Genomic DNA, 14,276 nt, shown 5'->3' on the forward strand with positions numbered 1-14,276 from the left:
GGTCAAGCTCGTGCTGCAGGCTCCGCCGGACGGCGCGATCGAGGATGTCTTCGTCGAGGGGCCCGGCGCCTGGTCCTTCAGCAAACCGGTCCTGAAGCCGCAGGCCGATGGCACGGTGCTCGCCCATGTCCGGATTACCGACCGTCCCAAGGGCGCAGCGGGACCGGTGCCCTTCATCGTGACGGTGCGCGGCAAACCTGCGGCGGTCGAGACGCGGCTTGAACTCGACATCCCGGTCGCCAAGCCCTAATCCCTGACCGAGCGGCGAAGGCCGCATGGCTCACGGAGAACAGGCGATGACGATCAAGGTGGGTGACACACTTCCGCAGGCGACGTTCCGCGTGATGACGGCGGACGGCCCGGCARCGAAGACGACCGAAGACCTGTTCAAGGGCAAGAAAGTGGTGCTGTTTGCGGTGCCCGGCGCCTTCACGCCGACCTGCCACAAGAATCACCTCCCCGGCTATCTCGCCAAGGCTGCAGAGATCAAGGGCAAGGGCGTCGACGCCATCATGGTGACCGGCGTCAACGACGTCTTCGTCATGGATGCGTGGTCGAAGGCAACGGGCGCAGTCGGCGTCATCGAGTTCCTCTCGGACGGCAATGCCGATTTCGCCAAGGAGATCGGGCTTTCGCTCGACGGTTCGGGCTTTGGCCTCGGAACCCGCTCGCAGCGCTATTCGATGATCGTCGAGAACGGCGTGGTCGAGGCTCTCAATGTCGAAGACGCACCGGGCAAGGCCGACGTCTCCGGCGCCGAGGAAATGCTGAAGCAGCTCTGAGCGCTTCGTGCATGAAAGAGCCCGCCCGGCACCCGCCGCGCGGGCTTTTTCATGCCTGCTGCAACGATGCTGATCGAAAGCATGGCGCTTTGTCATGAGACAGATGCAGCGCCCCCGGGCTAGCGTGACAGCGCTATTGGGAGAGGCTGCATGTCCGAGATCACCATCCGCCCGCTCGTCGCGAGCGACCGTACCGCCTGGGGACCGCTCTGGCAGGGCTACCTGACCTTCTACAAGTCGAGCCTGCCGGAAGAGATCCATGACCTGACCTTCGCCCGGCTCACAGGCGGCAAGGAGCCGATGGGTGGCTTCATCGCCGAACGCGACGGCAAGGCTGTCGGCATCGTGCACTGGGTCACGCACCGCACCACCTGGAGCGCCAAGGATATCTGCTATTTGCAGGATCTGTTCGTCAGCCCGGATATCCGTGGCGGCGGCGGCGGCCGGAAGCTGATCGAAGCCGTGCGGCAGATGGCCGAGGCCAAGGGCTGTTTCCGCGTCTACTGGCAGACGCATGAGACGAATCTTCAGGCGCGCGAACTCTACGACAAGGTCGCCGATCTCTCGGGCTTCCTGGTCTATCGGCAGCCGCTCGGCTGACGAGCCTGCTGGGCTCTATCGCCCTGGCTTGAACGGCGCCATGCCGGCGCGGGCGAGCATATCGGCGCGCTCGTTCATCTCATCGCCGGCGTGGCCCTTGACCCATTTCCACTCGATCTTGTGACGGCCGAGCGCGGCATCGAGGCGCTTCCAGAGCTCCTCGTTCTTCACCGGTTTCCGGTCGGCCGTCTTCCACCCGTTCTTCTTCCAGCCATGGATCCAGCCGGTGATGCCCTGACGCAGGTACTGGCTGTCGGTATGCAGCGCCACCGTGCAGGGCCGCGTCAGCGTCTCGAGCGCCGAAATCGCCGCCATCAGCTCCATGCGGTTGTTGGTGGTCATCTGTTCGCCGCCCGAGAGCTCGCGCGCCTTGCCATTGTAGCTGAGGATCGCGCCCCAGCCCCCCGGGCCGGGATTGCCCGAGCAGGCCCCGTCGGTCCAGATCTCTACTGTATCGCTCATCGTTTCAGGCCGTATTCGCGGGCGTCACCGACGCGCTGGTGGAAGGCAAGTTTGCGGTCGTATTCGAGCGGATCGAGCGGCTTGACCAGGGCCCCCGGCGGAACGTTCAACCAGTCCACCAGCCGGGTCAGCAGGAAACGCAGGGCCGAGCCGCGACAGAGCGCCGGAAGCGCCTCAACCTCGGCGGGGGTCAGGGCGCGCACGCTTTCATAGCCCGCGAGGATCGCCTGCCCCTTGGTGAGATTGAACGACGCATCGGCCTCGAAGCACCAGGCATTCAGGCAGATGGCGAGATCATAGGCAAAGGCGTCGGTGCAGGCGAAATAGAAGTCGATCAGTCCCGACAACCGGTCCTTGATGAAGAAGACGTTGTTGGGAAAGAGATCGGCGTGGATCACGCCGCGCGGCAGGCTCTGTGGCCAGTTGGCCTCGTGGAACGCGATTTCCGTCATGACGCGCTTCGCCAGTCCAGGCGAGACCGTCTCGGCCCCGGCACCGGCCTGTTCCGCCAGCGGCCGCCAGCCCGCGACTGACAGATCATTGGACCGGGTCATGCCGAAGCCCTCGCCCGCCTTGTGCAGGAGCGCCAGCCCACGCCCGACCTCGGCGCAATGAGCAGCCGTCGGACGACGCACGGAGAGACCATCGAGGAAAGTCACGATCGCCGCCGGCCGCCCCGCGAGCCGGCTCACAGCCAGACCGTCCTGCGCCTTGACCGGCAGCGGGCAGATCAGCCCGCGCTCGGCCAGATGTTCCATCAGTCCGAGGAAGAACGGCAGATCAGCCGCGCTCACCCGCTCTTCGTACAGCGTCAGGATGAAGAAGCCCTGCGTGGTGTGCAGCAGGAAATTGGAATTCGAGACCCCCTCGGCGATGCCCTTGACCGCCAGCAGATCACCAATGCCGTAACGCGCCACGAAGGCAGCCATCTCATCGTCGGGCACTTCAGTATAGACGGCCAAATTCGCTCACTCGGCCGCATTCGGCGCAGGCTCGCCGCGCAGTTCGCGCGGCAGGGGGAAGAAGACGCTTTCATCGGCGGTCGAGACGGTCTCGACGCGGACGTCATAGCGCTCGGCGAAGGCATCGATGATCTCTTCGACCAGCACCTCGGGAGCGCTGGCGCCCGCCGTGATGCCCAGCCGCTTGATCGCACCGAAGATCGACCAGTCGATCTCGTCGGCGCGCAGCACCAGCCGCGCAGAGGGGCAACCGGCCCGCTCGGCGACCTCGCGCAGGCGCTGCGAATTGGAGGAATTGGGCGAGCCGACGACAAGAAGTCCGTCGACCAGCGGGGCAACCCGCTTCACCGCCTCCTGACGGTTCGTGGTGGCGTAGCAGATATCTTCCTTGTGCGGCGCGATCAGCTCCGGGAACCGCGCCTGCAGCGCCTGGACGATGCCGCGTGTGTCATCGACCGAAAGCGTGGTCTGGGTGACATAGGCAAGTGGTTGGCCGGTGGGAGGAGCAAGCTGCGCCACGTCGTCCAGCGTCTCGATCAGCGTGATCGCACCCGCAGGCAGCTGGCCCATCGTACCGATGACCTCGGGATGGCCGGCATGGCCGACGAGCAGGATATGGCGGCCGCGCTTGTGATGAACCTCGGCCTCGCGATGCACCTTCGTGACCAGCGGGCAGGTCGCGTCGATGGCGAAAAGTGTCCGCGATGCGGCCTCGGCAGGAACCGATTTCGGCACGCCATGGGCCGAAAATATCACCGGACGGGTGGTGTCKGGCACCTCCGACAGCTCCGCGACGAAGACCGCGCCTTTGCGCTTCAGCGATTCGACGACATATTTGTTGTGCACGATTTCGTGGCGCACATAGACCGGCGCGCCATGCAGCGTGAGCGCCTTCTCGACTGCGTCGATGGCGCGCACGACCCCGGCGCAAAAGCCGCGCGGGGCACAAAGCAGGATGTCGAGCGGCGGCTTGGTCACGCGGTTTCGAGGCCTCGGAAATGGTCAGCGCCTTCTTTCGGCGTGCGCCCCGCGATGTCAAGGAAGAGCAGCGCCGCAGGACGTGACGGGCCGTTGCGCAACTCGCCCCTCGCAGCGCAGCAAGGAAGCGCCTAGATAGGCAGCATGGTCGGCTGTGGCACTTGCGCGGGCCTGCTTTCCACAACGAAGAGTTCCCATGGCCGACGCCAGTCACACGAGTTACCTGCCGCCGATCCTGATTTTCTGTGCAGGCGCAGTCATTGCCGTGCCGCTGTTTCGTCGTCTCGGCCAATCCGCCGTGCTCGGCTATCTTGCGGCCGGCATCGCGATCGGCCCTTCGGTGCTCGCCCTGGTCAATGACCCGGACGCGATCCGGGGCACCGCCGAGATCGGTGTCGTGCTGCTGCTATTCTTGGTTGGGCTGGAGCTTCAGCCGTCACGCCTCTACTCGATGCGCAAGGACATCCTCGGCGCCGGCCTCGCGCAGATGGCGCTCAGCGCGACGGCGATCGGGCTCGTTGGCTGGAAATTCGGTCTCTCCGTCGGCGGCGCCATTGCGGTGGGGCTTGCGCTTGCCCTGTCTGCGACATCGATAGCCCTGCAGGTCCTGGAGGAGCGCGGCGACGGCAGCGAAACCTACGGCCGGCGCACCTTCTCGATCCTGCTGTTCCAGGATATCTCGATCGCTCCAGCGCTGGCGCTGCTCCCCCTGCTGGCGACCACGGGCGCGCAGAACCACGGAGGCGCTCCGGCACTCGCGGGATTGGGCCTCGCCCTGCTCGCCGTCGCGCTGCTCGTGCTCGTCGGACGCTACCTGCTCAATCCGTTCTTCCGGATCCTCGCCAGCACCGGCGCGAAGGACGTGATGACCGCGGCCGCGCTGCTGATCGTGCTCGGTGCCGCGATGCTGATGGAGCGGGTCGGCCTCTCCATGGCCATGGGCGCCTTCCTCGCCGGAGTGCTGCTGGCGGACTCGCATTTCCGGCACGAGCTCGAAGCCGATATCGAGCCGTTCCGCGGCGTGCTGCTCGGCCTGTTCTTCATGGCGGTCGGCATGTCGCTCGACCTCCAGCTCGTTTTCGAAAACGCCCTGCTGCTGGCGCTCGCGGCGCCATTGCTGGTCGCCTTCAAGATCGTCGTCGCGGCAACGATCCTGCGCGTCTCCTGTTCGTCGAGGACCGAAGCCATACGGGCCGGTGCCCTGCTCTCGCCGGCCGGCGAATTCGCCTTCGTTCTCCTGCCGCTCGGTGCTGCGCTCGGGCTGCTCAACAGCCAGCAGGCGGCCCTGGCGACATCTCTCGCCGCACTCTCGATGCTGATCGGACCGGTTGCCGCCAAGCTGATCGACCTCTGGCTGACCCGGAGCGCCGCCCCGGCGGAAACCATGGAAGAGGATTTCGAAGGTGCCGGCGGCTCCGTCATGGTCATCGGGTTCGGCCGGTTCGGGCAGGTGGTGACCCAGGCCCTGCTGCTGCAGCACATCCCGGTGACGATCATCGACTCCAATGTCGAGCGCATCCGGTCGGCGTCCAAGTTCGGCTTCCGCATCTATTACGGCGACGGCACGAGACTGGACGTGCTGCGTGCTGCCGGCGCCGGGAAGGCCAAGATCATCTGCATCTGCATCGACAATCGCGAAGCGGCCTTGCGGATCGTCGAGATGGCGAGGGCCGAATTCCCCTCCGCACGGCTGCATGTGCGGGCCTATGACCGTGTCCATGCGATCGAGCTGATGAAAGCCGATGTCGACTTCCAGATGCGCGAAACCTTCGAGTCGGCGCTTGGCTTCGGGCGGGTGACGCTGGAGAGCCTCGGCCTCAGCTATGATGAGGCCAGTCTGGTCATCGACAGCGTCCGTGACCGCGACGCCCAGCGCATGGAGATCCAGTATCACGAGGGCATCGCCGCCGGCATCCAGAAGGTGCCGCGCGTCTCGCCGGAGCCGCTGGTTCAACCGAAGGCCAAGTCCAAGGCACTCACCGAGGAGACGCGCGAGGTCATCGAGGATGGCGGAGCTGAAGTCGCGGTCGGCGGCGTCGGAGAACCGGAATTGTGAACGCACCCGTCAACCCCAACCAGGCCGTCTTCGTCAGCGGCTCGACCTTTCGCCATGTCGCGGTGATGACCGCGACCGGAGCGGTCGGGCTGATGGCGATCTTCGTCGTCGACCTGCTCTCGCTGCTCTACGTCTCCTGGCTCGGCCGGCCGGCGGCGACTGCTGGCGTCGGCTTCGCGACGATCGTGCTGTTCCTGACGGTCTCGATCAATATCGGCTTCATGATCGCGGTCTCGGCGCTGGCCTCCCGCACGCTTGGATCCGGAGACCGCAAGGGCGCGCGCCGGATCGCGGGCTCCGCTATGACCTTGATGGCGCTTGCCGCAATCGCGCTCACGCTGCTGGCATTGCCTTGCCTGCCCTGGCTCCTGAGGCATCTTGGGGCGCATGGCGAGGCCTATGACGTCGCCCTCTCATTCCTTTGGATCGCCCTGCCCTCCAATCTTCTGATGGCGCTGGGCATCGGATTTTCGGGCGTACTGCGCGCCATCGGAGATGCCCGGCGCGCCATGTTCGTTACGCTCGGGGGCGGGCTCGCAACTGCAGTGCTCGATCCGCTGTTCATCTTTGGCTTTGCACTCGGCACAGACGGCGCCGCCTGGGCGACCGTGCTGTCACGTGTCATTTTTGCCTTTGTCGGCTTCCGTGGCGCGGTGAAGATCCACGACATGGTCGGCATGCCCAACCGGCAGGCGCTGCTGGCCGACACGCCGCGCACGCTTGCGATCGCCGGCCCGGCGATCCTGACCAATCTCTCGACGCCGATCGCAAACGCAGTCTTCGCCAGCATCTTCGCGCGCTTCGGAGATGGCGCGATCGCGGCAATGGCGATCATGGATCGGTTGGTGCCGGTCGCCTTTGGCGTGATCTTTGCGCTATCGGGCGCAGTCGGGCCGATCCTTGGCCAGAACTGGGGAGCCGGCCGTTTCGACCGCATGCGCCGCGCGCTCAGCGATTCCGTGATCTTCGCCGTGGCCTGCGTCTGCGTTGCCTGGCTCGCGCTCCTCCTGCTGCGCGGCCCGATCGTCGCCGTATTCCATGCCAGCGGCCTGACCGCAGAGCTGGTGATGTTCTTCTGCCTGATCTCCGGGCCGATGTGGATCTTCGTCGCGATACTCTTCGTCGCCAATGCCGCGTTCAACAATCTCGGCATGCCGATCCTGTCGACTCTCTTCAGCTGGGGGCGCGCAACGCTCGGGACGATGCCGATGGCCTGGGTCGGCGCATATTATGCGGGGCCGAAGGGGGCGATGGTCGGCACCGCGCTCGGGGCTGTGGCGTTCGGCCTCGTCGCGCTGGTCTTTGCCTATCGCGGCATCACGCGCCTGGAGCGCCAGCCCAGGGGCGCGTGAGCATCCAGCATCGCGGCGGCCTCGCTTGCCTGCCCGCCCCGCCCTGCTATCGTTCGGGGTGCAGGCGGCGGCAGACCGCGACGAAGACGGAGAGGCGCCATGATGAACCTGTTCGAGATGATGCAATCGGCCMAGAACGGGCAGGCCATGCAGAATCTGGCTMGGCAATACGGGCTCAGCCAACAGCAGACGCAGAGCGCGCTCGACGCCTTGCTGCCGGCCTTCACCATGGGACTGCAGCGCCAGACGCAGGACCCCCGCGCTTTCGGCAATCTCGCCCAGATGATGACGGCCTCGCCCTTCGGCTCGCTCTATGACGCCGATGGCGATGGCATTCCCGACAACGCCGCGATGATGGGCAACAACGTCCTCAACCAGCTCTTCGGCTCGAAGGACGTCAGCAACGCGCTGGCCGCCCAGGCTGCGGCGACCAGCGGCGTCGGCCAGGCGGTTCTGAAACAGATGCTGCCGGTCATCGCCTCCATGATCATGGGCGGGTTGTTCAAGTCGACCAGCAATCAGGGGCTCGGCGGCATCTTCGGGCAATTCGCCGAGATGATGCAGGGCAGGATGCCGGGCCAGCAGCCCGCGCCCCAAACCCAACCGCAAACGCCGGGGAGCTCGCTCGACGCGATTCTCGGGAGCCTGTTCGGGCAGGCGGCTGGTGCCCCTCCGACACAGGGTGGCGGTCCCTTTGGCGGCGGTCCGCTCGGAGGTGGTCCTCTGGGCGGGGCAAGGCCAGGCGAACCGGCCGGGGCCGACCCGATGGGCGGGCTTCTCGGCCAGATCCTGACCGGGATGCTTGGCGGTGCAGCGGCTCAGCCCCAGGCGGCGCCGCCCCCGTCACAACCGCGTGGCCAGGCCACCAGGCCCACGGCAGAGCCTGAGCTTGAGCCGGAACCGGACCAGCCGGCGCCTTCGGGCGAAGCCGGGCCGGGGTCGATCGGCCTCGACGCGCTGAACCAGATGTTCGAGCATGGTCGCCAGGTGCAGGACGACCATCAGAACGCGCTGAAGTCGATTCTGGACGCGATGCTCGGCGGCGGGCAGCGTCGCTAATTCATCGGACCGGATATCGTATCCGGCCTGATGACTTAACCTTTTGTCTTTGCATCGGCTTTGCCGAAAACCGCAATCCGCTTTTCGGGCCGATGCTTTCGGCACTCATCGCCCTGTCCCGATCAGGCGCTGCGCCGCTGCGACCACTCGATCACGGCGCCACGGCCTTCGGACATGGCCGCAGCGATCGCCCGGAGATCGGCGACATTGTCGCGCGTGCGGAAGCTCGAGACGAGATCGTTGAGGCGCCGGATCTGATCGCCCAGTGCGCTGGCAGAGGCTGCGCTCTGTTCGGCCAGTGCGGCGTTCTGCTGGGTCATCTCGTCCATAAGCGCGACCGACTGGCTCATCTCGTCGATTCCATTGGCCTGCTCGGCCGAGGCCGCGGAGATTTCGGATACGGTCGCGGAGACTTTTCGCGATGCGGCCACGATCTGATCGAGCGCTTCACCGGCAGAGCGGACGAGCCCGACGCCCTGGGCCACCTCCGCTCCCGATTCCGAGATCAGCGCGCTGATACCCTTGGCGGCCTCGCCCGAGCGCTGCGCCAGCGTGCGGACCTCCGAGGCGACCACGGCAAAGCCCCTGCCGGCATCGCCCGCCCGCGCCGCTTCGACCGCCGCATTCAAGGCGAGCAGATTGGTCTGAAAGGCGATCTCGTCGATGACCGAGGTGATGTCGGAGATCTTTCGTGAGGCCGTCTCGATGCGTGCCATTGCAGCGACCGCATCATGGACGATTGCACCGCCCCGTTGCGCCACGCTCATCGCCTCATCGGCCAGCGAGACGGCCTGCTTCGATGCCTGCGCAGAGGCCTTGACCGAGGCGGCAAGCTCTTCCGTGGTTGCCGCAGTCTCCTCCAGCGAGGACGCCTGTTCCTCGGTGCGCTTCGAGAGATCGTCTGCGCCCATATTGATCTCGCGCGCCGCGTTGCCGACATCGGCCGCAGTCGCCTGGATGGTGGTGATCGTCATCGAGAGATGCTCCACCGCCGTATTGAAATCGTCGCGCAGCTTCTCATAGGCAGCGGTAACCTCCGCATCGATGCGATGGCTGAGATCGCTCTTCGAGAGCAGGTCGAGGCCCTCTGCCAGCAGCCCCATGACCAGCCCCTGCTCCCGCGCGAGTTGCTCCTGCTGCTTTGCCTGCTCGGCCCGCTCGGTCTCGATCTGCCGGCGCTGCTGCTCGGAAAGGTCTCGTCCCTCGGCGCTCTCCGCCTCGAGACGCTGCACGGCAAGGCCGTTTTCCTTGAAGACCTGAACCGCACGCGCCATCGCGCCGATCTCGTCCTTGCGCGCCTGGCCCTGAACTTCGACCGCGTAATCGCCCCTGGCGAGATCATCCATGCGCGATCTCAGCGCTTCCAGCGGCCTGGTGATCGAAAACCGGGTCAGCAAGGCAGCACCGCCCAGGCCAAGCAGGATGCCCAGGGCTGAGAGGCCCAGAATGACGATGCTCAGTTCGCTGGCCTCGGCATCGAGCGTTTCCGAGGTCGCCTGGGTTTCCGTCTTGATGGCTTCGTTGRGTTTGCCTGCGGCGGTGACGATCTCGCCAATTGTGCGATCGAGCTGGGACATGACCGACAACGCGGCCAGATCCTCGTCCTTCGCGGCCTGGGCGACGATATCGTCGATCTGCGGTTTGAGCGCGGAGAGTGCCCGGCCCATGGCGTCGAACTCGGCAGCCTTCTGCGGGAAGCTGATCTTGGCCTCGATCAGCTGGAACTGCGCACGGTCATAGGCCTTGCGCACATCCTCGATGCTGGTCGCGTTCTGCTTCATGAATTCGGGATAGGCGATCGCCTTGTAGAGATCGCGCACGATGTCGGTCATGGCGCGGGTGGTCCGGCCCGAATCGAGGATCGCCGTCGCATTGTGCGAGATCAGATCGGAATATGCCTTCTGGATCCGCGCATATTCGCGGCCGGCATAGACGGCAGTTGCAACGCTGATCAATCCGAGAACGATCAGCGGGATCGCGATCTTGGTCCTGAGACGCAGATCCTGAAAGCGCAGAGAAATCCGCATACCGACACCCACCCCCCCGAGAAGCATCGAACCGGGCATCGCCGCGGCATGTCGGGAACGTTCGGCGGGAATGCTGAAAAATAGGTTACGAATGCCGATTAGGGCCAAATTGCAGGCGAAATGGCTTCAAATCCCGCTTCCGCCATGCCCGGCGAGAGCTTGGAAAAGAAAAACGGACGGAAGCACGAAGCTCCCGCCCGCAAGAAACGCGCAGTGCCAAGGGGTCAGGCGCTGCACGCAACCGTCGAATTCGAACCGGCCGCGACCGGACGCGGCGTGAGAGGCTTGGCGACAGCATTCTTCACCTGAGCCTGTCGAACGCCCTCTTCGCGCCGGAGAGAGGCGACGCCGGCCCGCGCGCTGGAGCGGGCCGCGAGAGCCGCCGAAGGGTCCTTCAGCCAGGATACGGTCAGCGCGCCGTCGATATCGGAGCGGACGAGACCGATATCCTTGAGGCCGCGCTCGTCGAGTTCGGAGAGCCTCAGCACCTCACGGCGGTGAATCAGAGCGCGCGTCAAGGCTTTCACGCCAACATAACCGCCGGCCACAACACGCGTGACGCCGGTGGCGACGAACGAGAGCGACTTCGGAACGAATGTCAGGATCAGCATGGCGACCTCCTTCAGGGGTCTGGCGGCAAAACGAGCATTTTCCGGCCCGGCTGGAGCGCACCGACGACACGGACTGGAGAATGTGGGCAGGATAGCTTTGCGCTGGCCATCAGCCAAACGAATGGTTATGATGCTTCACAGCACGGATATTGATGATCCATCGTGGGGGTGCTCCATGGCGCATGTTCTCGACGCCGACCAGCTCAAGACCTTTGTCGCCATTGCCGATACGGGCTCGTTCACTCGCGCGGCGGAGATCGTCTACAAGACGCAATCCGCCGTCTCGATGCAGATGAAGCGCCTTGAGGAACGGGTCGGGCGCCCGCTCTTCGGCCGCGACGGACGCCACGCCAAGCTGACGGAAGATGGTGAGCGCCTGCTGGATTACGCGCGCCGCATCGTGCGCCTCAATCTCGAATGCGTGGCGAGCTTCGCCGATGCAGACCTCAAGGGGCGCATCCGCCTCGGCGTCCCCGACGACTATGCCGACCGCTATCTACCCGAGATCCTGGCTCGCTTTGCTCATTCCAACCCGCGCGCCGAGGTGACGGTCGTCTGCGAGCCGACTCCGATGCTGGCCGAGCGCATCGGCACCGGTGATATCGACCTTGCCATCATCACCCATGTCGAAGGCCGCGGTCAGGGCGAGATCATCCGGATCGAGCCACTGCTCTGGGTCACCTCTGCGCGCCATACCGTCCATGAGGAGGACCCGCTCCCGCTCGCGCTCGGCCGTCCGACCTGCAATTGGCGGCAGGCTGCGGTCGAAGCGCTGGAGAAGAAGGGGCGCCGCTTCCGCGTGCTCTATGCGAGCTGGAATTCGACTGCGGTCGGTGCAGCCGTGGTCGCCGGCCTCGCCGTCTCTGTGCTGCCGGAGAGCGCGATCAGGCCCGGTATGCGCATACTCGGCCCCAGCGAGGGCTATGCAACCCTGCCGTCCTGCAAGATCGGGCTATTGCGCACGCGCTTCGACCCGTCGGTGCTCTCCAATGCCCTGGCGGAGCACATCATCCAAAGCCTCGACAACCTCGCGAGCTTCAAGACGGCGGCGGAGTAGAACCGTCCGCAGCCTGCCCTGGGCCCGGCTCCCTCGGGAGCCGTGGTTTTCAGGGATTGAGCCCGGTCTGTACCGCTTCGAATACACCGCGTACGAACCGACCTATCTCCTGCCCGCCGACGATCACGGACATCGAGATCAGGCCAGCAACGAGCCCATACTCGATCGCCGTCGCGCCGCGGTTGTCGCGGGCGAAGCCGAGAAGAAGGGTGAGCAATCGTTCCATGGCCGGATGCTCGCTCCGAAGCTTCGGAGAAAGCGTTAACGCCCGATGGCAAATGCCGCGAACCACCGACCTTGCCTGGGAATTCCCTGGCTGATCGGCCGTTTAGATGAGCAAATCCTTAAAGACCGGCTCGACACGCTCGTTCCATTCCCCGCGATACCGGTCGGCAAGGTCCTGAGCCAGGCTGCGGCCGCTCTCGGCAATCGCGAGAACAGGATCAAGGAAACGCGTCTCGTCCTCGCCCTTGCCGTTCAGGCGGGCGCGGCGCGCGAGACCAGCGCGCGACAATTCCAGAACCTGTTGCGCAATCTCACGCGCGCTGCGGCCGGCGACTGTGGCAGAGAGCCCCGCCGCAGGCACTGCGTCGCGCAGGCCCTGACGCTCCTCGGTGCTCCAGCCTTTGACCAGGTCCCAGGCGGCGTCGAGCGCGACCTGATCATAGAGCAATCCGACCCAGAAGGCGGGCAACGAGTTCAGCAAGGCGGGCGGCCCGGCATCGGCGCCCCGCATTTCCAGAAAGCGCTTCAGCCGGACCTCGGGGAACAATGTCGACAGGTGGTTGGCCCAATCGGACATGGTCGCGTGCTCGCCCGGAAGCTGCGGCAACCGGCCGGCGAGCAGATCGCGGAAGGAGGCGCCCGTCACGTCGTGGTAGACCGGCCCGCGTTTGACGAAATACATCGGCACGTCGAGCGCCCAGTCGACATAGCCCTCGTAGGACATGCCCTCATCGAACACGAAGGGCAGCATGCCCGAACGGGCATTGTCGGTATCGAGCCAGATTTCGGAACGGACCGACTGGAAGCCGTTGAGCTTGCCCTCGGTGAAGGGCGAAGAAGCGAAGAGCGCGGTTGCGATCGGCTGCAGGGCAATCGAAACCCTGAGCTTCTTCACCATGTCCGCCTCGTCGGCAAAATCGAGGTTCACCTGCACGGTGCAGGTCCGGAACATCATGTCGAGGCCGCGCGTGCCGACCTTCGGCATGTAGTTGGCCATGATCCGGTAGCGGCCCTTCGGCATGACCGGGGTCTGCTCCCGCGTCCAGAGCGGCGAGTGGCCCAGCGCCAGAAAGCCGATATCGTGAGGCTCGGCGACCGCTTTCACATCGGCAAGATGCGCGGCGAGCTCCGCCGCCGTTTCATGCAGCGTTTCGACCGGCGCGCCGGAGAGTTCGAACTGGCCACCGGGTTCAAGCGAGATCGCCCCGCCACCTTCGGGCCCGGCCAAGCCAATGATATGGCCATCGTCAATGATCGGCTCCCAGCCGAGCCGCTGCTGCATGCCCTCGAGCAGGTGCCGGATACCGCCCGCGGCCCCGCGCCCCTCGTACGGCACGGCGCCGATATCCGCGCGGTAGAACGGGAACTTCTCGTGCTCGGTGCCGATCCGGAAGGCGGAGCGAGGCTTCTCGCCTGCCGCAATCCAGCCGATCAGCTCGGACTTCGACGCGATCGGGGTGGAATCGGACACATCGCGAGCCATGGGCGCTCCGGCAGGACGAAAGGGTGGCCGACATCTCGCACGCACCGGACGGCACGGGCGAGGCAGGCCCAGGAAGCGTCAGACATATGCGACCGCCGAACGGAGGACAACGACCTCCGTCCCGCGTTCGTGGAAGGAGATTGCTTGCGCAAATGCACAACGCACATGCCGGCATCCGGCATCCGCTTGCGTTCAGGCCACACCGCGCAGGGGCTGGCTCATGTCCTGCAGCCGGCTTGCGCCATAGTTTCGCGTCTCTGACGCCAGCCAGTCGATGACGGAGGCCAGCCCTCCCGCGTCGCTCCCGGTGCGCGCGCGGGCCTCCTCGAAGATGGCGAGCTGTCGATCCGCACTGGTGCCCTGAGCCGCAATCGTCCGGCACTCGCCAAGTTCGGCGGTACAGCCGAGCGCCGCGGCATCGTCCGAAAGCTGATCGATCAGTTCGTCGACCAGGCTCGGAACCGAGCGCATCCCCTTGCTTTCCGGGCAGACCAATCCGCCATGGATCCCATAGCGCTGGGCCCGCCAGACATTCTCTGCTGCGATGGCGCGCGCGGCCGCGGTCAGATCAGCGTTGAGCCCGGGGTTCCTGCAGAGGTGGCGAACAAGGCACCGATAGAGC

The 14,276-nt window shown here is 65.5% G+C and carries 15 protein-coding genes; 7 read left to right on the forward strand and 8 right to left on the reverse strand.

The features are described from left to right. The 3 genes from AC1DRP_RS26645 to AC1DRP_RS26655 form a co-directional block, all read left to right on the forward strand. Positions 1-250 (forward strand): hypothetical protein (locus AC1DRP_RS26645; protein ID WP_476770027.1); only part of this gene is annotated, 250 nt, incomplete at its 5' end. A gap of 46 nt (positions 251-296) precedes the next feature. Next, positions 297-782 (forward strand): redoxin family protein, encoded by a 486-nt coding sequence (locus AC1DRP_RS26650; protein WP_476770028.1) that lies wholly within the window; start codon positions 297-299, stop codon positions 780-782. Positions 783-932: 150 nt separating this feature from the next. After that, entirely contained in the window at positions 933-1,382 is a 450-nt protein-coding gene (locus AC1DRP_RS26655; RefSeq protein ID WP_069877496.1) for a GNAT family N-acetyltransferase, read from the forward strand. Positions 1,383-1,397: 15 nt separating this feature from the next. Here AC1DRP_RS26655 and rnhA read toward each other — a convergent pair whose 3' ends face one another. From rnhA to ispH, 3 genes are read right to left on the reverse strand one after another with little or no spacing between them, the layout of a single operon-like run. Continuing rightward, on the reverse strand, positions 1,398-1,844 hold the full coding sequence (rnhA, locus tag AC1DRP_RS26660) for a ribonuclease HI (protein WP_441506435.1): 447 nt from the start codon (positions 1,842-1,844) through the stop codon (positions 1,398-1,400). Next, positions 1,841-2,806, reverse strand: coding sequence for a homoserine kinase (locus tag AC1DRP_RS26665; protein ID WP_441506434.1), 966 nt, complete (start codon positions 2,804-2,806; stop codon positions 1,841-1,843). The genes rnhA and AC1DRP_RS26665 overlap by 4 nt, the downstream gene beginning before the upstream one ends. 6 nt (positions 2,807-2,812) lie before the next feature. Further along, positions 2,813-3,784, reverse strand: a complete 972-nt coding sequence (gene ispH, locus AC1DRP_RS26670; RefSeq protein WP_441488898.1) for a 4-hydroxy-3-methylbut-2-enyl diphosphate reductase — start codon at positions 3,782-3,784, stop codon at positions 2,813-2,815. Between the two features lie 196 nt (positions 3,785-3,980). Between ispH and AC1DRP_RS26675 the strand changes: the two genes are divergently transcribed. From AC1DRP_RS26675 to AC1DRP_RS26685, 3 genes are all read left to right on the forward strand, one after another. Further along, a complete protein-coding gene (locus AC1DRP_RS26675; RefSeq protein ID WP_441506433.1) occupies positions 3,981-5,840 on the forward strand; it encodes a monovalent cation:proton antiporter-2 (CPA2) family protein in 1,860 nt (619 codons plus the stop codon). Next, the gene (locus tag AC1DRP_RS26680; RefSeq protein WP_476770029.1) at positions 5,837-7,192 is read left to right on the forward strand and encodes an MATE family efflux transporter; all 1,356 of its coding nucleotides are present in this window, start codon (positions 5,837-5,839) and stop codon (positions 7,190-7,192) included. The genes AC1DRP_RS26675 and AC1DRP_RS26680 overlap by 4 nt, the downstream gene beginning before the upstream one ends. A 99-nt stretch (positions 7,193-7,291) precedes the next feature. Then, the gene (locus AC1DRP_RS26685; RefSeq protein ID WP_476770030.1) at positions 7,292-8,251 is read left to right on the forward strand and encodes a DUF937 domain-containing protein; all 960 of its coding nucleotides are present in this window, start codon (positions 7,292-7,294) and stop codon (positions 8,249-8,251) included. Between the two features lie 122 nt (positions 8,252-8,373). Here AC1DRP_RS26685 and AC1DRP_RS26690 read toward each other — a convergent pair whose 3' ends face one another. Together AC1DRP_RS26690 and AC1DRP_RS26695 are read right to left on the reverse strand one after the other, a co-directional pair. After that, complete coding sequence (locus tag AC1DRP_RS26690; RefSeq protein WP_476770031.1) at positions 8,374-10,278, reverse strand: methyl-accepting chemotaxis protein; 1,905 nt, start codon at positions 10,276-10,278, stop codon at positions 8,374-8,376. A 224-nt stretch (positions 10,279-10,502) separates the two neighbouring features. After that, on the reverse strand, positions 10,503-10,889 hold the full coding sequence (locus tag AC1DRP_RS26695) for a DUF1127 domain-containing protein (RefSeq protein WP_441488893.1): 387 nt from the start codon (positions 10,887-10,889) through the stop codon (positions 10,503-10,505). 175 nt (positions 10,890-11,064) lie between these two features. Here AC1DRP_RS26695 and AC1DRP_RS26700 point away from each other — a divergent pair, with 175 nt between their 5' ends. Continuing rightward, on the forward strand, positions 11,065-11,946 hold the full coding sequence (locus AC1DRP_RS26700) for a LysR substrate-binding domain-containing protein (protein WP_069877505.1): 882 nt from the start codon (positions 11,065-11,067) through the stop codon (positions 11,944-11,946). Positions 11,947-11,995: 49 nt separating this feature from the next. Here the strand turns inward: AC1DRP_RS26700 and AC1DRP_RS26705 are convergent, their stop codons facing one another. The 3 genes from AC1DRP_RS26705 to AC1DRP_RS26715 form a co-directional block, all read right to left on the reverse strand. Continuing rightward, the gene (locus AC1DRP_RS26705) at positions 11,996-12,172 is read right to left on the reverse strand and encodes a Flp family type IVb pilin (protein WP_441506430.1); all 177 of its coding nucleotides are present in this window, start codon (positions 12,170-12,172) and stop codon (positions 11,996-11,998) included. Between the two features lie 102 nt (positions 12,173-12,274). Beyond that, on the reverse strand, positions 12,275-13,654 hold the full coding sequence (locus AC1DRP_RS26710) for a glutamate--cysteine ligase (RefSeq protein WP_441506429.1): 1,380 nt from the start codon (positions 13,652-13,654) through the stop codon (positions 12,275-12,277). A 192-nt stretch (positions 13,655-13,846) separates the two neighbouring features. Then, positions 13,847-14,276 (reverse strand): glutamate-cysteine ligase family protein (locus tag AC1DRP_RS26715; RefSeq protein WP_476770032.1); only part of this gene is annotated, 430 nt, incomplete at its 5' end.

Source organism: Allobosea sp. 01N443, assembly GCF_056399325.1.

Excerpts from the sequence above, each read along its gene's own strand:
- AC1DRP_RS26655 (WP_069877496.1), top strand. The coding sequence starts at position 933 with ATGTCCGAGATCACCATCCGCCCGCTCGTCGCGAGCGACCGTACCGCC.
- rnhA (WP_441506435.1), bottom strand. The coding sequence starts at position 1,844 with ATGAGCGATACAGTAGAGATCTGGACCGACGGGGCCTGCTCGGGCAAT.
- AC1DRP_RS26675 (WP_441506433.1), top strand. The coding sequence starts at position 3,981 with ATGGCCGACGCCAGTCACACGAGTTACCTGCCGCCGATCCTGATTTTC.
- AC1DRP_RS26695 (WP_441488893.1), bottom strand. The coding sequence starts at position 10,889 with ATGCTGATCCTGACATTCGTTCCGAAGTCGCTCTCGTTCGTCGCCACC.
- AC1DRP_RS26700 (WP_069877505.1), top strand. The coding sequence starts at position 11,065 with ATGGCGCATGTTCTCGACGCCGACCAGCTCAAGACCTTTGTCGCCATT.
- AC1DRP_RS26705 (WP_441506430.1), bottom strand. The coding sequence starts at position 12,172 with ATGGAACGATTGCTCACCCTTCTTCTCGGCTTCGCCCGCGACAACCGC.
- AC1DRP_RS26710 (WP_441506429.1), bottom strand. The coding sequence starts at position 13,654 with ATGGCTCGCGATGTGTCCGATTCCACCCCGATCGCGTCGAAGTCCGAG.